The organism is Planctomycetota bacterium (assembly GCA_039819165.1).
GTDB lineage: Bacteria > Planctomycetota > Phycisphaerae > Phycisphaerales > UBA1924 > JAHCJI01.
Genome location: JBCBSM010000001.1, coordinates 403,509 through 421,792, shown reverse-complemented (window position 1 = coordinate 421,792; position 18,284 = coordinate 403,509). Strand labels below are relative to the sequence as shown.

Genomic DNA, 18,284 nt, shown 5'->3' with positions numbered 1-18,284 from the left:
CCGCCAACTTCGAAGGCAACACGGAGCGGCGGGCGTGATCTCAGCGAGCGAAACGAGCAACGGAACCAGCCGCGACAATGCCCGCGGCGGCGGCCATGGACGGGGCCTGGATCGCGACGGAGTAGTGGTCGTCGGCGGCGGATTGGCCGGGCTTGCGGCGGCGGTCGAGATCGCCCGCACCGGCGTCCGCGTCGTCGTCGTCGATCCCAACCCCCACGTCGGCGGCAAGATGAACGTGCTCGAGGCCGACGGCTTCAAGTTCGATATGGGCCCCACGATCATCACGCTGCCCCAGGTGCTCAAGGGCATCATCGAGCGGACCGGGCGCGATCCGGCCGACTACATCGACCTGATCGACCTCGACCCGCAGTGGCGGTGCTTCTTCGACGACGGCGTCACGATCAACCTGCGGCGCGACCCGAGGGTGTTCGCGCGCGAGCTGGACGCACAGTTCCCCGACGTCCGACCGGGCGATGGATTCCTGCGATTCTACGAGTTCAGCCGCAAGATGTACCGCCTGAGCGAGAAGGTCTTCTTCTACAAGGACCTCGGCGGCATCGGCGACCTGCTCCGCAAGCCCCCCACCGACCCCGGCGTGGGCATGGACGCGCTGGGCATGCGGCTGCACTCCACCGTCGGCGCAACGATCGAGAAGATGATCCCCGAGCCGCACGTGCGGCAGGTGTGCGAGCACTTCCTGCAGTACGTCGGATCGAGCCCGTTCCTAGCGCCCGCGGTGCTGAGCCTCATCGCCTCGGCCCAGCTCGACCACGGCTGCTGGTACCCCATGGGCGGCACGCGGCAGGTCGCCCGCTCGCTGGAGCGGATTGCGGAGGAGCTGGGCGTCGAGCGCGTCGCGGGCCGCCGCGTGAGCGAGATCCTGGTCGAGGGCGACCGTACCGTCGGCGTACGGCTCGACGACGGCCGCGAGATCGCCGCCGACGCGGTGGTCTCCAACTGCGACGTGCAGCGGACGAACCGCGACCTGCTGAAGGGCGTGCCCGGCGCGTCGGGCGAACTCGGACGCGTGGGCGGCTCGTACCAGCCGGCGTGCAGCGGACTGGTGCTGTACCTCGGGCTGCGTCGGCAGTACGAGCACCTGGCCCACCACAACTTCTTGTTCTCCCGCGATAGCCGCAACGAATTCGCGGACATCTACGAGCGGGGCGTGCCGGCCCGGGACCCGACGCTGTACATCGCCGCGCCCTCTCGGACCGACGCCGACCAGGCCCCCGAGGGCGGCGAGGCCCTCTACATCCTCATCCATACGGCCGCCCTCCGCGACGAACATCGCTGGCTGGAGCGGGACGGCTCGCCGGGCCCGACGCTCACCGAGTACCGCCCCGTCGTGCTCGACAAGCTCAAGCAGCATGGCATGGAGGACATCGAGGAGCACATCGCCGTCGAGCGGTACCTCACGCCGCCGCAGATCGACCGCATGTACAACGCCGAGGGCGGCGCGATCTACGGGCTGGCGTCGCATGGCCGGCTGAAGGGGGGCTTCAAGCCCCGCAACCGCTCCCGCGTGGCGAAGGGGCTGTATCTCGCCGGCGGCAGCGTCAACCCCGGGCCCGGCGTTCCCATGGTGCTGATGAGCGGCGTCACCGCGGCGTGGGCGGCGCTCGAGGATGCGGGCATCGATCACGCCGCGAAGGAGAAGACGGCCCGCGCCGCCGAGCCGGCGGCCTAGCCCACCCGTGAACGTCCCGCCCACAATCGTCCCCCACCAGCGGCGCGAGTGGATGTGCCGGCTGTTCCGCTGGTACACGCGGAGGCTCATCCGCAAGTCCTTCAACGCGATGCGGATCGACCGCGCCGGCGCCGACGTGCTGCGCAACCTCGATACCCACGACGGCCCCACGATGGTGCTGCTCACCCACTCCAGCTGGTGGGACCCGATCATCTCCGTCGTGCTCGTCGATCGCTTCGCCCCGCGGCGGCAGGTCATCGCGCCGATGGACCGCGCCATGCTCGAACGCTTCGAGTTCATGCGGCGGCTGGGGCTCTTTGGCGTGGATCCCGACGACCCGGCGGCCTTCCGCGACATGGTCCGCTATGCCGCCGACGAGTGCGCACAGCTGCCCAACCCGTCGTTCTGGCTCACGCCGCAGGGCGGCTTCACCGATGTTCGCGAGCCGATCGAGCTGCGGCCGGGGGCGGCGGCGATCGCCGCGCGGCTCGGGCGAGAGGGCATGCCGCCGCGGGTGGCCTGCGTCGCGATCGAGCTGGTGTTCTGGGGGGAACGAACGCCCGAGTTGCTCACGCTCGCGAGGCCGTGCCCCGCACCGATGCGGCCGTCTACCGGCGAGTGGCAACGGGCCATGACCGATGCGCTGCGCGCGGCCGCCGGCGATCTGGCCGAACGCTCCATCGCCCGCGATGCGTCGGCCTTCGAGACTATCGTCGGCCGCGGCGACGCGGGCATGCACCCCGTGTACGACCTCTACCTCCGCGCCATCGGCAAGGAGGCCCGCGTCCGGGACCGCCGCGACGCCGCCGAGGTGGCACCATGATCCTCGTGGTAGCCATGGGCCTCGCGGTGCTGCTGAGCGTGGGCGCGCTAGCGCTGACGTTGGCCAACCTGCGGCTGTATTGCCCCTCGCCGGCGGACGCGACGTCCCCCGAATCCGACAGCGACGCTCCCTTGGTGAGCGTGTGCGTGCCCGCCCGGAACGAGGAGGCCAACATCGAGGCCTGCGTCCGCTCGCTGCTGGCGGGCGACGTCGAGCGGATCGAGGTGCTGGTCTACGACGACCAGAGCGACGACGACACGCCGCGCATCCTGGAACGGCTGGCCGCCGAGGATCACCGCGTGCGGCCGCTGGCGGCCGTGCCGCTCCCCGAGGGCTGGAACGGCAAGCAGCACGCGTGCTGGCGGTGTGCCGCCGAGGCGCGCGGCTCGATGCTGCTGTTCACCGATGCCGACGTCCGCTTCGAGCCGGATTGCATCCGCCGCGCGCTGGCCGCGTGGCGAGCGCTCGACGACGCGAAGGGCCCCGGCGGCCGCGAGCCCGAGGCGCCGCTCGGGCTGGTGTCGACCTTCCCCCGGCAGATCACCGCGAGCCTGGGAGAAGCGCTGCTCGTGCCCATGATCTTCTTCGTGCTGTTTGCCTACCTCCCGATGTTCCGCATGCGGGGCACGACCGACCCCGCGGCGTCGGCGGCGTGCGGCCAGTTCCTGCTGGTCTCGCGGGGCTGCTACGACGCCCTCGGCGGGCACACGGCCTTCAAGGACACCATGCACGACGGCGTCATGATGCCCCGGGCGGCGCGACGCGCTGGCTACCGAACGGATCTCTTCGACGGCACGGACCTGGCCAGCGTCCGCATGTACGCGGGCTGGACGGCCACCTGGCGCGGATTCGCCAAGAACGCCTTCGAGGGGCTCGGCTCGCTCGGCCTGCTTGTCGCGCTCACCGTCATGCACCTCCTGGGCCATGCGCTGCCATGGCTCGTCGGGCTGGCGGGCGTGATCCGGGGCCAGTGGGCCGATCCATCCCCGGGCCTCGTGCTCGCCGGCGTGGCGATCGCGTTGCAGGTGCTCCAGCGGCTGCTGCTCGCCGCCCGCTTCCGCCTGCCGCTGGCGACGGCGGTGCTCCATCCACTCGGCGTGCTGGCGATGACCGCCGTCCAGTGGGACAGCTTGCGGCGGCACGCCACGGGCACGCGATCCTGGCGGGGGCGGGTCGCCGGCGCCTGAGTCGCAGCCGGGAGCGCCACGCCGCTTCCCGGGATTGCTGCGGAAGGCCCGGGAACCGTGCCGATGGATCCTGGAGGCCCCGCATGACCCCTGGAATGCGATCTGGGGTGATTGGAGAAGCCGGTAGAATAGCGACGCATGCACCCGAACCCCTTGCCGAGACGGAATCGCCCGGCGTCCCTCGCGGAGGCCTTTCGCAGGACGCACGAGCGGTGGCTCAACCGGGCCATCCGCCGGCGGCGGCCCTATCCGGTCATCCCGGCCATCCGGGTGGACGCGGGTGGATTTGAGCGGCTCACCGGCACACCGCTGGGCCGGGCCTGGGCCGACCAGTGGTGGCACGATACCTTCCGCGCGATGGACCGCGACGCGGATCCGGCCGATCGGTGAGTGCACGCACACGGAGGCGACATGGCGGAGACCCAATCGGCGCGGCTCAGCCCGAGGTACTGGATCAAACAGACGCTCATCGGCCTGGTGGCCCTGGGCATCGGGCTCTGGGGCCTGCTGGACCTGTTCTGGATCTACCCCGAGCGGGCCCGCGGCTTCGCCCAGTACATGGAATGGCGGTACCTCGACTTCCTGAACGATCCGGGATCGGGTGCCGGCGTGAACCTCGGCATCGCCAGCGTGCCCGACCCGCAGCAGACGCTCGATGAGCTGGGCCAGCCGGGCTACAACCGCAACCCCGAGGACCTGGGCGACCACCGCGGCAACTGGCTGGACGCCGTGAGCATCGCCTACACGCTCGACGCCGCGTACACGACCTACCCGCGCGAGAACCCCGACGAGGGCGAGATCGGCTCGCCCTACGACCGCTACGACGAACTCGCCGCGGAATGGCAGGGCGTCGACCGCAGCCGCGCACCAAAGCGCAAGAGCGAATTCGACTTCGCGGTTCAGTGGCCGATCTTCCTGATCGGCGTCGGCGGCGCGGCGGTGTGCTTCTTCGGGCTTGCGCGGGCCGTCGGCACCCGCTACGCGTGGGACGCCGACGCCAAGAAGCTGACCCTCCCCGGCGGCATCGATGTCGCACCCGAGCACATCGAGGAGTTCGACAAGCGCAAGTGGCACCGCTTCTACGTCGAGCTGCAGCTCACCAAGGACCACCCGAGCCACGCCGGCCAGTCGGTCAAGGTCGACCTGTACAAGCACGAGCCGGTGGAGCAGTGGATCCTGGAGCTCGAGCGAATCCGCTTCCCCGATCGCGGCCAGGACGACGACGCACCGCCCGCGGACGACTCGGAGAATCCCGGCGACGAAAAGGACCCGACACCAGCACCCGAGAGTTCCCAGCAAGGTTGAGGCGAGCACCCCCCAACCCGGCCCCGCACCCGCTGGCCGATCCGGAGCCACCGCATCTCGATCGCGGCCGCCATCCTGCTGACCATCCTGGCGATCTGCGCCCCGCTGCTCGTGCTGATCGGGCTCCCCGGCCTGTGGCTGCTGACGCTGTCGGCGTTGCTCGTGAACGTCGTGGGCTCTTGGCTTGGCGCGTGGCCGCTGGGGGCGCCGCTGGTGGGCTGGTACGCCTTCGCGTTCATCCTGCTGAGCACGCTGGCGTCGGACGTGATGGACTGGATCGCCGGCGTGCTGGGGGCCAAGCGGGCGGGCGGCACGCGGCGAGCCATGGCCGGAGCCTTCGCGGGCGGGCTGGTCGGCGCAATCACCGGCAGCCTGGTCGTCCCGATCGTCGGCACGCTCATCGGCGGTGCGCTCGGCGCGGGCCTGGCCGCCACGCTGCTGCAGCGGACCAACGCCGAGCAGACCTGGCGCTCGTCGGCCAAGGTTGGCGCGGGTGCCAGCGCGGGATGGGTCGTCGCGGTGGTCTTCAAGCTCGTGCTGTGCACGCTGTCGGCGGTCCTGCTCGTCGTCGCCAGCTGGTCGGCTTGGTAGGCCTGGTGAGCCCGACCCGCGTAGACCGCGAACTCGAACCCTGCACCTTCGCGAAAGAGAGAGCACGCGGGATCAACCCGCGGGATTGGAGCGAGGCATGCCACCCACACGCCTGGAGCACGCGATGACGCCCGACGACACCGCCGTCGGCGTCAAGCAGTTCGTGCTGGACACCAACGTGCTGCTGCACAACCCCAACGCACTCTTCGTGTTCCAGGAGAACGACGTCGTCATCCCCTTCGCGGTGATCGAGGAGCTCGACAAGCTCAAGCGGCAAGAAGACGACATCGGCCGCAACGCCCGCGAGGTCATCCGCCGGCTCGATCGCCTGCGGGCGCTGGGCACCCTGACCGAGGGCGTCCGCTGGGGCGATGCAACGCCGCAGGCGGGCGCGGCCGCCTCCACGGCCGGCAACGGCGTCACGGGCTGCATCCGCATCGCCATCACCGACGGCTCGCGGCCCTACGCGCTACGCGAGGACACCAAGGACAACCGCATCATCGCCGTCGCCTGGGATATCCACGACCGCGGCGACCGTGTCGTGTTCGTCTCCAAGGACCTCAACGCCCGCATCAAGAGCGATGCGCTGGGCATCCAGACCGAGGACTTCCAGAACCAGAAGGTGGACGCCGACCGTCTGTACACGGGCTTCGAGTCGGTGGACGTCGCGGGCGACCTCATCGATGCGCTCTACGACGAGCGGATGCTCGACCTCGAGCCCGTACTGGCCGCGATGTCGGAGCAGGCCGACACGGGCGACCCCACGCAGATGCGAACGGCGCCCGAGATCCGGCCCAACCAGTTCGTGCTGCTCCGCAACGAGCAGGACGAGAACCACACGGGCCTCGCTCGGCGGCTGGCCGACACGCAGCACTGCATCCCCATCTCGCCGCCCCGCAAGCCCATCTTCGGGCTGATGGCCCGCAACGTGCAGCAGACGATGGCCCTGGACCTGCTGATGGACGACGAGATCCAGATGATCACGCTGCTAGGCAGCGCCGGCACCGGCAAGACGCTGCTCGCGCTCGCGGCGGGCATGGCCAAGATCTTCCAGGAGGGCCGCTACGACAAGCTGCTGGTCGCCCGCCCGATCATGCCCATGGGCCGCGACATCGGCTACCTGCCGGGCGACAAGGACGAGAAGCTCTTCGCCTGGATGCAGCCGATCTTCGACAACCTCGAGTACCTGCTGAGCACCCGCGGGGCGCACGGCCAGCAGGCCGACAGCCAGACCAACGAGCAACGGATCGACAAGATGATCGCCGACGGCAAGCTGGTGCTCGAGCCGCTGACCTACATCCGAGGCCGCTCGATCCCCCACCAGTTCATGATCGTCGACGAGGCCCAGAACCTCACGCCGCACGAGGTCAAGACCATCGCCAGCCGCGTGGGCGAGGGCACCAAGCTCGTGCTCACCGGCGACATCGGCCAGATCGACAACCCGTACCTCGATAGCTCGTCCAACGGCCTCTCGTACGCCGTCGAGAAGATGAAGGGCCTCGGCGTCGTCGGCCACGTCACGCTGCAGCGCAGCGAGCGCTCGACGCTGGCGAGCCTCGCGGCCGAGCGGCTGTAGCGTTCCACCCGGGCTACTCGGGCGGCAGCGGTCCGCGTTCGACCGACAGCGCACCGCCCGCGCCCACGGTCAGGGTCAGCACGCCGGTGGCCGGCCCGTCGAGCGGCGAGTCAAGCTGCACCGGTGCGCCCGACGCGGCGTCCACGAACTGGACCATCTCGATCTCGATCGGGCCCGGTCCGTCGTAGACCCGCCAGGTGTCGCCGTCGTCGAGCAGCGGCGGCGCGACGGCCACGGTGCCGCCATCGGGCACGCGCAGGGTCATGCCGGGATCGATCAGTGACGCCCCGGTCGCGTTGACGAGCACGACCCGCGCCGGGCCCGGGGCTGTCGGCGTGAGCTTGGTGTAGAAGATCGCGGTGGCGACGCCAGCAATGGCGAGCGCCGCGATGACCCCCAGCACGACGCGGAGCACGCCTCCACGGGCGTTCGGTATGGCGGCCGCGGCGGGATCCATCGCTCAGCCCAGCTCCAGCAACTGCTCCTGGCGGGTCACCTCGCGCTCCATGTGCCCCCGCCACTCGCGGCTGGTCTCGAGCTCCAGCCCGCGGCGGATGGCCTCGAGGGTGGCGTGGTCGGCGTAGAGGCTCCGCCGGCACGAGGCCATCAGCCCCCGCATCGCCAGCAGATCGTTCGGATTGACCAGCAGCGCATCCTGGTAGGCCTCGATGGCGCGGTCGTGCCGCCGCATGCTCGCGTAGGCCACGCCCAGGTGGTAGGCGGCCCGGGAGTCGGCCGGCGTCAGGATCTGCGCCGTGCGGAACGACTGGATGGCCGACGGGTAGGCCTGGTTGTCGAGGTAGAAGACGCCCAGATTGAAGTGGGCCGACGCGAAGCCCGGATCGAGCGAAATCGCCCTGCGGAACAGCTCGGCGGCCTCCCGGCTGCGTTTCTCGTAGTCGCGGTCCTCGTCGTGGTACAGCTCGTAGCCGCGATTGACCAGCTCGATCGCCTGTCGCTGCTGGGCGGTGGTATCCGGGATGCCCAGATCGAATTCGGCGGCCGAGCGGCGTCCATCGGACGCGCAGCCCGCGAGCAGCAACGCCCCGGCGAGCACGGCGAGACACAGGGACACGGGGCGAACGCTCATCGGGGGAACTCCGGCTTCACGAATGTCACGTCCAGCTCCCAGTCCCGCGGACGGGGCGTCAACTCGAGGCGGGATATCTCGACGATGCCCGGGACGCGCTCGGGAACCTCCGAGACCCACGCCAGCAGCGCGCCGAGGTCCCGCGAACGGATGTTCTCGTAGCGATAGGTCTGCAGCACCAGGTCGGTCCGCTGGTCGTCGGTCGAGATCTGGCTCCTGAGCTGGGGCGCGGGCGTCAGCCCGACGCTCTGCGCCACCAGGTCGGCCTCCTGGGCGAATTGTTCGAAGGGCGCGTAGTCGCCGCCGCCGGCGACGCCGTCGCGGAGCGCACGCTCCAGAGCGGCCTTCTGGAAGGCGACGTTCCGCGTGGTGGCCGCCTCGTTCCGCCGATTGGTCGCCGCGGACGAGAGCGACGACCACCCGACGGCCATGTAGACGACGCCCACGAGCAGCACGAGCAATCCGGCAACGATCAGGCCCTTGGGCTTGCTCCGCTGTTCGTTGGCGGCCGCGCGGGCGCTCAACTCGGTGCGATCGACGGGCGGCGGACCGTCGGCCTCGGGATGGGGTGCGAGGCCGCTCATGGCTGTCCCCCGGTGGATCGACGCTGGACCCAAAGGCCGGCGAGCGAGACCTCGTAGCGGTCCCCACGCTGGTCGGATCGGAGCGTCCAATCCACGTTGGCGTCCTCGCCGGTGAGCCCGAGGTCCTCCATGAGCACATTGATGCGGCCGGCCACGGTCGGATCCTCGGTCGTCAGCTTGACCGTGAGCGCCACGTCGGCGATCAACAGGTCCTGGAGCTCGACCTCGTCACCCAGTTCGCCGAGCATGAAGGTCAGCGTCTCGAGTTCCTGGAGGACGGGCTTGGGCGGCGCGCGATCGACGCTGCGGGCCCGCGTCGCGTTGCTCACCAGCGTGTTGAGCTGCAGCAGCGGCGCTACGCTGGCCGTGATGGTGCCCTCGGGTTCCTCGAGCATCTGCTCGATCTCGGCGGCGTCGGCCAGCCAGGCCTCGCGGAGCCTCTGGCCGTCGGCCTCCATGGCGCCGACCTTGGCCTGCCAGCGGAATCCCAGGGCCCCGAGCGCGACCCCGAGTGCCATGAGCGCCACGCCCGCGAGGGTGTACACGCGGCGGGTCGAGCGCCCGGGCCGCGTCGCGAGCGAGGCCATGCCGTGCCCGGCCGCGAGGTCGCCGTCGCCGGCATCGATCGCTCGCAGCACGCGGAGGATGGGATCGTCGTCGATCTCGACGTCGGCGACGGCATCGGGCCAGGCATCGGCCAGCGCGTTTGCCAGCCCGGGCGCGGTGAGCGCCGCGTCGTCGCCGACGGCGTCGGGCCCCGCCATCGGGCACAGGAAGAGCGCAAGGCGGCCGGGCGAGACTCCCAGCTGCGCGCTCCAGGCGACCCAGTCGTTGGCGACGCGGGCGACGTCGGCCGGCGTCACGATCGGGCCGTCGTCGTGCGGCACGAGGCGGACCGAGCCCGCCGCCAGCAGCGTCCGCTCTCGCGACCAGCACCACAGCAACCGGCCGTCGGGCGTCACCAGCACGCCGCCGCACACGACGGGGCTCTCGGCGACGACTCGATCGGGCCGTGCACCGCCCGCGGGCTCGCAGGCGAGCGCCAGGGCGTGCCAGAGCGAGAGCACGGCATCGAAGTCGACGCGTCGGCGGTCCAGCCCATCCAGCACAAGACGGACGATGGCATCGGGCGCGACCACGACGCCGACGCGGGCGCCGTGCTCGTCCCGGGCGGCCGGCGCCAGCGGCTCGATCGAGGCGTCCATGGGCTCGGCGATGCCGCCCAGGCCCTCGGGCGCTGCCTGCTCGTCGTCGAAGCCCTCGTCGAATTCGAGGTCGTCCGAGTCGGATTCGCTGCTGCGGAGGTAGGCGGCCCTCACCGCGGCGGGCTCGGCCGATCCCGCGTAGATCCAGCCGCACTGGGCGCCCGCGGCATCCATCGCGATCGCCGACAGGCGGACTCCGTCGGCGGCGAGTCGCTCGGCGATCCACTCGGCGGCGGCATCGGCGTCGCCGAGTGGATCCGAGGCGTCGGCCACGCCGGCGGCGGGATTATCCCATCGCGCCTCGGCGTGCGGGCTCACGAGCCGCACCGCCTGGACGCGGTCACCCCGCGCGTCGCGCTCGATGAAGCAGACGCGGTCGGTCAATTGTTCCCCCCGCCGCCCACATTGCCGCCATTACCGCCGCCGTTGCCACCGCCGGTGCGCGCCCGCGGCTGTCCCTGCTCTTGCTCCTGCTGTCGTCGGTCGCGGCCGCCCTGGCCCTGGCCCCCCTGGCCCTGCCGGCCGCCGCTCGAGGCGGTGCCCGGCTGCCGGCGCGAGAAGCGTGTGGTCGTGGGCGAGACCGTGCGGTCCTCGCCCACGCCGCTGACGGTCGTGCGGGCGCGCTGGCCGGGCTGGGCAACGCCCTGGGTGCCCACGTCGCCGCCCCCGCCGAAGCCGATGTCGCTCACGAGCAGCATGGGCGGATCCAGCGTGAGGTCCTTGGTAACGCGGCCCTTGCGGATGCGGGCCGACCTGGACTGGACGTCGAGGGCCTGCCACCCCCCCGCCCGCTCGCCCTTGCGGAGCACCAGCTGCGTGGCGCCCTCGCGGATGACGGCCGACAGGTTCTCGCCGGCGCCGATGGTCGCGACGAGCTTGACGTCCTGGGGTGGGGGCGGAGCCTGGTCGCCCTCGTCGCCGCCCTGCTCGCTCTGGGTGGGCTCGGGCTCCATCTCGTGCACGCGGGCGAGGCTGACCTCCATGGCGTCGGGCGAGACCCGCCAGACGTCGACCGCGCCGGCGGAGGCCGCCTCCACCTCGGGCACCACGGGCGGCTGCACCTCGTAGGGGGTGACCGACTTGTCGGCGAACACGGCCCCCACGGCGATGAGGGCGCACACGCCCGCCACGCCCGCGGCCGAGGCCTGCATGATCCGCCGCTGCCTGAGGTGTCCGGCCCTGTCCGAGCGGTCTGCCATGGCGGTCTCTCCCGGCGATGGGGGGTGCGTCAACGCGGCACCCCGAAGCTTAGCGTGGGACGCGTCCGTCCTCGATGCTCGGCACGCGGCGCCACCGCTGGAACGGGCCGAGGGGTGCGAACTGTCCGCTATCGGTCCGGCGGCGGATCTCCCGCCCGTCGACCTCGACGAGCGCCTCGTAGCGGTCGCGGGGATCGCCGTCCTGGTCGTACACCGTGATGCGCAGGCTCCACAGATCCGCCTCGGCGGTGAACACCGCCGTGAGCAGGGTGCGCTCCTGGCCGGTCTCCGAGTAATCGGAGATCAGCCGCCGCATCCAGTGGCTGCCGCCGGCCGCGTCGGGTTCCTCGCGAGCGAGCACGAGATCGCGGGCCAGATCGGCGGCTCGGCCCGGGCTGAGTGCCGCGGACGCCGCCGCCGCGATCAGCGGCTCGGGCGCGGTACGGGCACTGATCTGCAGCGGCCCGATGTCGCGGGTCCAGCGTTCGAAGGTGTCTCCGCCGCCGGCGGCTTCCTCGACCGCCTCGAGCACCGTGACGGCCTCGTCGAGCTGCGACTCACGGATGCCGTCGAAGTTCGCGAGTGCCGAGCCCTGGGCGTCGAAGACCTCGACGCGGACCGACCGCCCGTCGTCGAACTGGATGTCCAGCGCATGCCCGCCCTGGCTCGAGATCTCGCCCAGCCGGCGGCCGGCGCTGGGCAGCCACGCGCCGATGACCTCCCGCAGCCCGCGCTCGAGGTGGCGGTCCTTGGTCCACTGCACCTGCCGCACGAGCGTCAGGTTCTGCTGGCCTTGCCGCTGCATCATCACCGCCATGGCGATCGTGGCCACCATCGCCAGCAGCACGACCAGCGGCAGCGCGAACCCGCGGCGGATCGGTACGCAACCCCGCATCAGTTGCCCCCCGCCACGCCGCCGCCGTGGCCATCGCGCGGACCGCGACCCGCCGGCGGCCGACTACCGCCGCCATCGCCCGGTTCGTCGGTGGGGTCGATCTCGTCGGGCTCACCCTCGCCGTCCGCGCCGTCCCCTTCCCCTTCGTCCTCGGCGTCGGGATCGAGCCCGAGCGTCCAGGCCAGCTCGAAGATCCACGCGACCGTCTGGTTCTGCGTCGTGGTCAGCTCTAGCTCGGCATACGCGGCCAGGTCGATCTCGCCGTAGGCGTCGAATTCCTCCCGCCACCCGCCCTGCTTGTAGAAGCGCCACCTGGCCCAAACCAGGTTCTCGACGAGCAGCACCGCGCCGTCGACGGCCGCGGGATCGACCGCGTAGGCCAGCCGCGGATCCGCCTCGAGGCCCGCGGCGACCGGCCGCCACCACATGCTGAACACCGGCAGCCCCAGCTCGTTCACCCGCCGCTCGTCGCGGAGCACGAAGGCGCCGCGGATGGCGCCCAGATCGTCGATGTTATCGCCCGCATCGAGCGGCCGTGCGCCCAGCAAGGCGAGATCCCACCGGCGCTCCATGTCCTCGATCGATTGCTGCACGGGCGGGGCGCTCAGCGTCAGCTCCAGCCGCTGGGCCATCGCCGACTCGGCGGGCCCCAGCCCCTGATGGCCGATGCGCACCCGGCGGGTCATCGGGCGGCCGGCGAGCACCGGGTCGCGCTCGAGCAGCACGCGGGGGCGGATCATGGACTCCTCGTCGTCGTCGAGCGGCTGGCCGTCCTCGTCCAGCCCGTCGTCGAGCACATCGGCCTGACCGCCGGGCTGGCCGTCGGTCTGGGACGCGGCCTGGCCGGCTTCGGCCTCGGCCTCGGCGGCCTCGTCGGCCTCCTCACGGGTGGCGATCAGCAGCGAGCCCATCGCCTGCGTCGCCACCCGCTGCATCCGCTCGAGGTGGAAGGTCTCCTCGGCGCGGACCGTCGCGATGGCGTCCGCCCGCTCCATCGTCGTGAACATGCCCACGGCGGCGGCGAGGATGACCGCGCCGACCATCACGGCCAGCGAGACCTCGATCAGCGTGAAGCCGGCCCGCCGCATCAGTTGCCGCCCCCGAGGCCGCCGCCCCCTCCGCCGTCCGCCGTCCCGCCCCGCGAACCGCCGGATCGCGTGCCGCCGCCGTCGCCAAACCAGATGCCGCCGACGCGGCCGGCGTCCATCGCACGGGCCAGGGTGTCGGGGTTACGGGTCGGCGCGGGATCGAGCATGCGGCGGACGGTGATGGTCGGCGCGTCGGGGCCGGGCCGCCGGGCCCCGCCGGTGTCCTCGTGCAGCCACACCGTCACCGTGAGCTCGCGCAGCCGATCGAGCCGCAGCGGCGCGATGTCGTCGGTGGCCTGCGGGTCGTAGAGCGTGATCGGGGCGGCGGCGTAGTCCCAGTGGTACAGGTGCCGTCCGTAGGCGATCGGCTGGCCGTTCGAGGGCATGTCGTCGGGGTTGTCCAGGAACATGACCACGACGCGGTTGGCGACCTCGGCGGCGCCGAGTGCTTGCTCGGCCCGCCGCTGCTGCAGCACGACGTAGTTCATCGCGCTGAAGATGCCCATCGACACGATGCCGAGCAACGCCGACGCCAGCACCACCTCGAGGAAGGTGATGCCACGGCGGCTCGTGCGCAGGGTGCGGCAGGTGGGCATGCCTTTCAGTTCGCCTGCCCGTCCTGGCCGAGGGTCCAGACGCTGATGTCGTCGGCCGTGCTGTAGTTTCCGTCCTCGCCTGCGCTAATCAGGTCGAACGGCCGGCCGGCCTGGCCCGGCGTGGCGTACCAGAACTGGCGGTCCCAGCCATCGGTCGGCGGGTCGGATAGATAGTTTGGCACCAGCTGGGCCAGCTGCGTCGGATAGGCGTTATTCTGGGCCTTGTACTGTTCCAGCGACTGCTTGACCGTGGTCATGGTCGACTCGGTCGCCGTTGACTGGGCCTGCAGCAAACGCGGCAGGAAGGCCACGCCCGCGATGCCCATCAGCACGCCGATGATCAGCACCACCAGCGTGATCTCCAGCAGCGAGAAGCCGCGTGCGGCGCGATGCGTTCGTTGTTTCGTGTGCATGTCGTCCACCTCGTGTCTTTCTTCACCCGATGCGCGAGAGCGGGATTGCCGCCCGGCGCTCACCCCCCTAGATCCATGTTGGCCGTCGCCGTAAACAACGGCAGCATGATCGCGATCACCATCGTGCCGATCATCAGGAACATGAAGATGATCAGCGCCGGCTCGAGCACCGCCAGCGCCCGCTCGCTGCGGCGCTCGACCTCCTCGGCCATATCGTCGGCGAGGCTGTCGAAGGCCTTCTCGATGTCGCCCGAGCGTTCGGCGGCGATCAGCAGCTTGCGGACGCTTAGCGGGACGGCCTCGACGTCCTCGAGCAGCCGCGCGAGCTGGCCGCCCTCGACCAGCCGCCGCTGGAGCGTCTGGAGCTGGCGGCGGAGCTTCGTGTGGCTCACCGTGCGGTAGCCGACGACCAGCGCATCGGCCAGCGTCACGCCCGAGCGGGTCATGGCCGCCATCACCGAGAAGAACTGCGTGGATTCCTGCGCCAGCACCAGCTGCCGCATCGCCGGCAGCCGGCGGACGACGCTCCAGAGGCCCCGCCATAGCGGTGCGCGGAACACCGCGGCCAGTACGACGAGCACGAGCAGACCCAGGAAGAAGAGCGGCAGGTTGCCGCGGATGGCGTCGCCGACGGTCATGAGCACCACGGTGACCAGCGGCAGCTCGCCGCCCAGGCCCTCGAGGTTGGAGCCGATCATCGGCACGATGAAGGTCAGCATCGCCCAGCCCACCAGCAGGCTGACGGCCAGCACGATCAGCGGGTAGAACAGCAGCGTGACGGCCTTGCTGCGGACCTTGAGCTGCCGCTCCGCCGTGCGGGCCAGCTGGTCGCACGCGCCGCCGAGGTCGCCCGTGCGCTCCGCGGCGCGGTAGACAGCCGCGGTCACCGGATCGACGATGCCCACGCGGCCGCAGGCCTCGGCGAACATCGAGCCGCCCGCGACCATCGCCCGGGCGCGGCGGACCTTGGAGGCGTGCCGGCGGTCGATCGAGGACGCCGTCACGTCCAGCGCCTCGACCAGCGGCACGCCCCGCGAGACGAGCTGCGCCAGCACACTGTTGAATCGTGCCTGGTCCTTGAGGCCCATCCGGCCGCCGCCCGACATCCAGGCCGGCAGCTTGAACGCCCGCACGAGCACGAGTCGCTCGCGGCTGAGCCCCGACGCCAGCGAGCGCTCGCTGCTGGCGCTGCGCACGCCGACCTTGCGGCCGCCCTTGGCGCTGCTCGCCAGGAAGAGGTACGGGCTGGTTCCGCGTGCGGCCCTGGACATCTGCGAGCGTGCCTCCCGTTCCGACTTGCCGGATACCCGGACGAGTCCCTATCGGACGAACCCAGCGCCGCGGCGCGCAATTCGCGCCGGCCGCGGCCGGGCACGCCCCGGAGCAAACCGAAGTTTAGTGCGATGCCGGCGGCCCGCAAGTTCCCTCCACGGGCCGGGCGGCCTGCCGCACGGGGCCAAACCCGCACGACCGCTCCGGCTTCCCTGGATGCTCGGGCCGCCGCTACCCGTCGCCGCGCGTGCCGCGGAGCGACCGGGCGATCGACGCCTCGTGCAGCGGCACGCTGGCCTCGTCCATCGCCTGCTTGGCCCGCGCGAAGGACTCGGGCTCCACGCTCCGCCAGTCGGCCTCGGCGCGGCGGATGAGTTCGCGGACCCCGTCGGCCGCCGAGGCGATCTTCTGGGCCACGGCGGCATCGATCGCGTCGCCCGCGCGGGCCATGGCCTCGTCGATCCACTTGAGGTCCAGCTTCGAGTGCGACACCAGATCGACGACGCGGTGGCGGGCCATGTCGTCGCGGGCGTGCTCGAGCGCCTCGGCCTCGATGCGATCGACTTCCTCGCTGGTCAGCCCGTGGTTGGGCACGATCTGGAGCGAGGCCTGCTGGCCCGAACGCTGCTCGACGGCCGACACGCTCAGCACACCGTTGGCATCCACCAGGAATTCGACCTGGAGCTGCGGCACGCCCGCGGGCATCGGCGGGATGCCTCGGAGGTGGAACTCGCCGAGCAGCCGGCAGTCCTCGGCCATCTCCCGCTCGCCCTGCCGCACGCGCAGCACGATGGCGGTCTGGTTATCGACGCTGGTCGAGAAGGTCTCGGTGGCGCGGGCCGGCACGGTGCTGTTGGCCACGATGAGCTTCGCCACCGCGCCCCCCACCGTCTCGATGCCCAGGCCCAGCGGGATGGCGTCGAGCAGCAGCGACCCGCGGGAGGTGCCCTGCAGGATCGACGCCTGCACCGCGGCGCCGAGCGCTACGACGCGATCGGGATCGAGCGCGGTGTAGGGCTCCAGGCCGAAGCCCTCCGCGACGGCGCGCCGCACCGCGGGGATCCGAGTCGACCCGCCCACGAGCACCACCGCGTCGATGGCGTCGCCGCCGGGCTTCTTCTTTGCAGCGTGCCGGGCCCGCTCGCACGCGCGGATCGATCGGTCGATCCAGGGCTGGATCAAGGCCTCGAACTCCTCGCGCGTGACTTCGCGCTCGTATGCCCCCCGCCCGCCGACGTCGATCGAGATGGATGCCGACGCCTGCTCGCTCAGGCGGTGCTTGACGCCCTGAGCGAAGCCGACCAGTGCCCGGCGGACATCGGGCGGCAGCGCGCCCAGCCGGTCGCCGGCCTCGGGCAGGCCCAGCCCCAGCCGCCCGTCCATCTCGCGGACGAAGAGGTCGACGAGCAAGTGGTCCGCGTCGTCGCCTCCGAGGCGGGTATCGCCGTCGACGGCCAGCACCTGGAAGATGGCCGGCGCGTCGGGAGCGGCGCCCGGCGTGATGCGGAGGATGGAGACGTCGAAGGTGCCCCCGCCCAGGTCGTAGATCGCCACCGTCGAGGGCTGCCGTTTAGCCCGCTGGCCGGCGCCGAGGCCGTAGGCGAGCGCCGCGGCCGTGGGCTCGCTGACGATGCGGACGACCTCGAGCCCCGCGAGGCGTCCGGCGTCGCGGGTCGCCTGCCGCTGGGGGTCGTCGAAATAGGCCGGCACGGTGACCACGGCCCGACGCACCGGCCGGCCCAGCGCGTGCTCCGCGCGGGCGCGGACCGCCCGCAGGATGTCGGCCGAGACCTCCTGGGGCGTGCGGATCCGCGTCGTGCCATCGGGCATCGGGATGGCGACCGCGGCCATCGCGCGCTCGCCGGCCACGATCGCGTAGGGCCGGAAGCCCGCGTCGGCCGCCTCCTCGTGCGATCGACCCATGAGCCGCTTGACGCTCGTGATGGTGTGGAGGGGATGGTCCATCGCGGCGTCGCGGGCCGTCTCGCCGACAACCGCCGACAGCGACCCATCGGCCGCGGGCTCGTAGCGGACGACGCTGGGGATGATGTCGCCCGCCGGCCCATCAGAGTCCCCGCCGGTCGCCCGGCTACCGAGCGTGCGCGGACCGCGCACGTCGGCGAACGCCGCAAGCGAGTTGGTGGTTCCAAGGTCGATGCCGATGATGGGTTCGTCGCGCTCGTTCTCGGCGTTCTCGGCCATCAGGGCGTGCCCACCCGCCGCGGCGAGGACGGCCGGGGCGTGCGCCACGCGAGCGCCTGGAGACGCTCGACCAGCGCCCGGGCGTCGGTCGCCGCCGGCGTCGCGCCCAGCAGCGCGGTGGCGTAGCGGCGGCGGCCCTGATCGTCGCTGATATCGACCAGCACGGCGCTGCGGCCGTCGAGCGGCGCCCAGCCCGCGTCGTGCGAGATGCGCTCGGGGTCGTCTGGATCGTCGAGGCTCGACGACCGCACCAGACGCCAGAGCCGCTCGGCGTCGGCGGAGCCAATCGTCCGCAGCACCGGCGGATAGGGCGCCCTAGGCGGGGCCACGATGCCTCTCGGACGGTCGGGAGCGGGGCCCACGCGGAGGGTGCCATCGGGCTCCAGCAGGTACACGCCCGGGGCATAGCGATCCGCGGTGGCCGCATCGAAGACGTGGACCTCGGCGCGGATCGACATCCCCGCCGGCGGCCCGCTCGAGCGGGAGCTCTCGGCCTCGGGCGCAGCGCGGCAGCCGCCCAGCAGGACCATCGCGAGCACGAGCAACCCAAGCCGTCGAGCCATCGGGG

Annotated in this window: 19 protein-coding genes; 7 read left to right on the top strand and 12 right to left on the bottom strand. The window is 71.7% G+C overall.

All coding sequences use genetic code 11. The features are described from left to right. Positions 1-34 precede the first annotated feature (34 nt). The 7 genes from crtI to AAFX79_01905 all read left to right on the top strand — a co-directional run bounded on the left by crtI (position 35) and on the right by AAFX79_01905 (position 7,172). Positions 35-1,690: a phytoene desaturase family protein gene (gene crtI, locus AAFX79_01935; protein MEO1007306.1), complete on the top strand. Its 1,656-nt coding sequence runs from the start codon at positions 35-37 to the stop codon at positions 1,688-1,690. 7 nt (positions 1,691-1,697) lie between these two features. Continuing rightward, the gene (locus AAFX79_01930) at positions 1,698-2,513 is read left to right on the top strand and encodes a lysophospholipid acyltransferase family protein (GenBank protein ID MEO1007305.1); all 816 of its coding nucleotides are present in this window, start codon (positions 1,698-1,700) and stop codon (positions 2,511-2,513) included. Next, positions 2,510-3,700, top strand: a complete 1,191-nt coding sequence (locus tag AAFX79_01925) for a glycosyltransferase family 2 protein (protein MEO1007304.1) — start codon at positions 2,510-2,512, stop codon at positions 3,698-3,700. The genes AAFX79_01930 and AAFX79_01925 overlap by 4 nt, the downstream gene beginning before the upstream one ends. A gap of 138 nt (positions 3,701-3,838) precedes the next feature. Continuing rightward, positions 3,839-4,090, top strand: a complete 252-nt coding sequence (locus AAFX79_01920; GenBank protein MEO1007303.1) for a hypothetical protein — start codon at positions 3,839-3,841, stop codon at positions 4,088-4,090. Positions 4,091-4,111: 21 nt separating this feature from the next. Continuing rightward, entirely contained in the window at positions 4,112-5,005 is an 894-nt protein-coding gene (locus AAFX79_01915; protein MEO1007302.1) for a hypothetical protein, read from the top strand. Between the two features lie 111 nt (positions 5,006-5,116). Next, positions 5,117-5,596 carry a DUF456 domain-containing protein gene (locus tag AAFX79_01910; GenBank protein MEO1007301.1) on the top strand — a complete coding sequence of 160 codons (480 nt, stop codon included), beginning with the start codon at positions 5,117-5,119 and terminating at the stop codon, positions 5,594-5,596. 97 nt (positions 5,597-5,693) lie between these two features. After that, complete coding sequence (locus tag AAFX79_01905) at positions 5,694-7,172, top strand: PhoH family protein (protein ID MEO1007300.1); 1,479 nt, start codon at positions 5,694-5,696, stop codon at positions 7,170-7,172. Between the two features lie 13 nt (positions 7,173-7,185). Here the strand turns inward: AAFX79_01905 and AAFX79_01900 are convergent, their stop codons facing one another. From AAFX79_01900 to AAFX79_01845, 12 genes are all read right to left on the bottom strand, one after another. Then, positions 7,186-7,629, bottom strand: coding sequence for a hypothetical protein (locus AAFX79_01900; GenBank protein MEO1007299.1), 444 nt, complete (start codon positions 7,627-7,629; stop codon positions 7,186-7,188). 3 nt (positions 7,630-7,632) lie between these two features. Next, on the bottom strand, positions 7,633-8,262 hold the full coding sequence (locus AAFX79_01895) for a tetratricopeptide repeat protein (GenBank protein MEO1007298.1): 630 nt from the start codon (positions 8,260-8,262) through the stop codon (positions 7,633-7,635). Continuing rightward, positions 8,259-8,846 carry a hypothetical protein gene (locus AAFX79_01890; GenBank protein MEO1007297.1) on the bottom strand — a complete coding sequence of 196 codons (588 nt, stop codon included), beginning with the start codon at positions 8,844-8,846 and terminating at the stop codon, positions 8,259-8,261. The genes AAFX79_01895 and AAFX79_01890 overlap by 4 nt, the downstream gene beginning before the upstream one ends. Beyond that, a complete protein-coding gene (locus AAFX79_01885; GenBank protein MEO1007296.1) occupies positions 8,843-10,435 on the bottom strand; it encodes a hypothetical protein in 1,593 nt (530 codons plus the stop codon). The genes AAFX79_01890 and AAFX79_01885 overlap by 4 nt, the downstream gene beginning before the upstream one ends. Continuing rightward, positions 10,432-11,250, bottom strand: coding sequence for a hypothetical protein (locus AAFX79_01880; GenBank protein MEO1007295.1), 819 nt, complete (start codon positions 11,248-11,250; stop codon positions 10,432-10,434). The genes AAFX79_01885 and AAFX79_01880 overlap by 4 nt, the downstream gene beginning before the upstream one ends. Before the next feature lie 49 nt (positions 11,251-11,299). After that, the gene (locus tag AAFX79_01875) at positions 11,300-12,145 is read right to left on the bottom strand and encodes a hypothetical protein (protein ID MEO1007294.1); all 846 of its coding nucleotides are present in this window, start codon (positions 12,143-12,145) and stop codon (positions 11,300-11,302) included. Further along, complete coding sequence (locus tag AAFX79_01870; protein MEO1007293.1) at positions 12,145-13,233, bottom strand: prepilin-type N-terminal cleavage/methylation domain-containing protein; 1,089 nt, start codon at positions 13,231-13,233, stop codon at positions 12,145-12,147. Before AAFX79_01870 ends, AAFX79_01875 begins: the two co-directional genes overlap by 1 nt. Beyond that, positions 13,233-13,829: a type II secretion system protein gene (locus tag AAFX79_01865; protein MEO1007292.1), complete on the bottom strand. Its 597-nt coding sequence runs from the start codon at positions 13,827-13,829 to the stop codon at positions 13,233-13,235. Before AAFX79_01865 ends, AAFX79_01870 begins: the two co-directional genes overlap by 1 nt. A 5-nt stretch (positions 13,830-13,834) precedes the next feature. Continuing rightward, positions 13,835-14,242, bottom strand: a complete 408-nt coding sequence (locus tag AAFX79_01860) for a type II secretion system protein GspG (protein ID MEO1007291.1) — start codon at positions 14,240-14,242, stop codon at positions 13,835-13,837. Between the two features lie 59 nt (positions 14,243-14,301). Beyond that, complete coding sequence (locus tag AAFX79_01855) at positions 14,302-15,513, bottom strand: type II secretion system F family protein (GenBank protein ID MEO1007290.1); 1,212 nt, start codon at positions 15,511-15,513, stop codon at positions 14,302-14,304. A gap of 232 nt (positions 15,514-15,745) precedes the next feature. Next, complete coding sequence (locus tag AAFX79_01850) at positions 15,746-17,764, bottom strand: Hsp70 family protein (GenBank protein MEO1007289.1); 2,019 nt, start codon at positions 17,762-17,764, stop codon at positions 15,746-15,748. After that, on the bottom strand, positions 17,716-18,279 hold the full coding sequence (locus AAFX79_01845) for a hypothetical protein (protein MEO1007288.1): 564 nt from the start codon (positions 18,277-18,279) through the stop codon (positions 17,716-17,718). Before AAFX79_01845 ends, AAFX79_01850 begins: the two co-directional genes overlap by 49 nt. Between the last annotated feature and the right edge of the window lie 5 nt (positions 18,280-18,284).

Excerpts from the sequence above, each read along its gene's own strand:
- AAFX79_01905 (MEO1007300.1), top strand. The coding sequence starts at position 5,694 with ATGCCACCCACACGCCTGGAGCACGCGATGACGCCCGACGACACCGCC.
- AAFX79_01895 (MEO1007298.1), bottom strand. The coding sequence starts at position 8,262 with ATGAGCGTTCGCCCCGTGTCCCTGTGTCTCGCCGTGCTCGCCGGGGCG.
- AAFX79_01860 (MEO1007291.1), bottom strand. The coding sequence starts at position 14,242 with ATGCACACGAAACAACGAACGCATCGCGCCGCACGCGGCTTCTCGCTG.
- AAFX79_01925 (MEO1007304.1), top strand. The coding sequence starts at position 2,510 with ATGATCCTCGTGGTAGCCATGGGCCTCGCGGTGCTGCTGAGCGTGGGC.
- AAFX79_01875 (MEO1007294.1), bottom strand. The coding sequence starts at position 12,145 with ATGCGGGGTTGCGTACCGATCCGCCGCGGGTTCGCGCTGCCGCTGGTC.
- AAFX79_01865 (MEO1007292.1), bottom strand. The coding sequence starts at position 13,829 with ATGCCCACCTGCCGCACCCTGCGCACGAGCCGCCGTGGCATCACCTTC.
- AAFX79_01890 (MEO1007297.1), bottom strand. The coding sequence starts at position 8,846 with ATGAGCGGCCTCGCACCCCATCCCGAGGCCGACGGTCCGCCGCCCGTC.
- AAFX79_01845 (MEO1007288.1), bottom strand. The coding sequence starts at position 18,279 with ATGGCTCGACGGCTTGGGTTGCTCGTGCTCGCGATGGTCCTGCTGGGC.
- AAFX79_01920 (MEO1007303.1), top strand. The coding sequence starts at position 3,839 with ATGCACCCGAACCCCTTGCCGAGACGGAATCGCCCGGCGTCCCTCGCG.
- AAFX79_01880 (MEO1007295.1), bottom strand. The coding sequence starts at position 11,250 with ATGGCAGACCGCTCGGACAGGGCCGGACACCTCAGGCAGCGGCGGATC.
- AAFX79_01915 (MEO1007302.1), top strand. The coding sequence starts at position 4,112 with ATGGCGGAGACCCAATCGGCGCGGCTCAGCCCGAGGTACTGGATCAAA.
- AAFX79_01870 (MEO1007293.1), bottom strand. The coding sequence starts at position 13,233 with ATGCGGCGGGCCGGCTTCACGCTGATCGAGGTCTCGCTGGCCGTGATG.
- AAFX79_01855 (MEO1007290.1), bottom strand. The coding sequence starts at position 15,513 with ATGTCCAGGGCCGCACGCGGAACCAGCCCGTACCTCTTCCTGGCGAGC.
- AAFX79_01900 (MEO1007299.1), bottom strand. The coding sequence starts at position 7,629 with ATGGATCCCGCCGCGGCCGCCATACCGAACGCCCGTGGAGGCGTGCTC.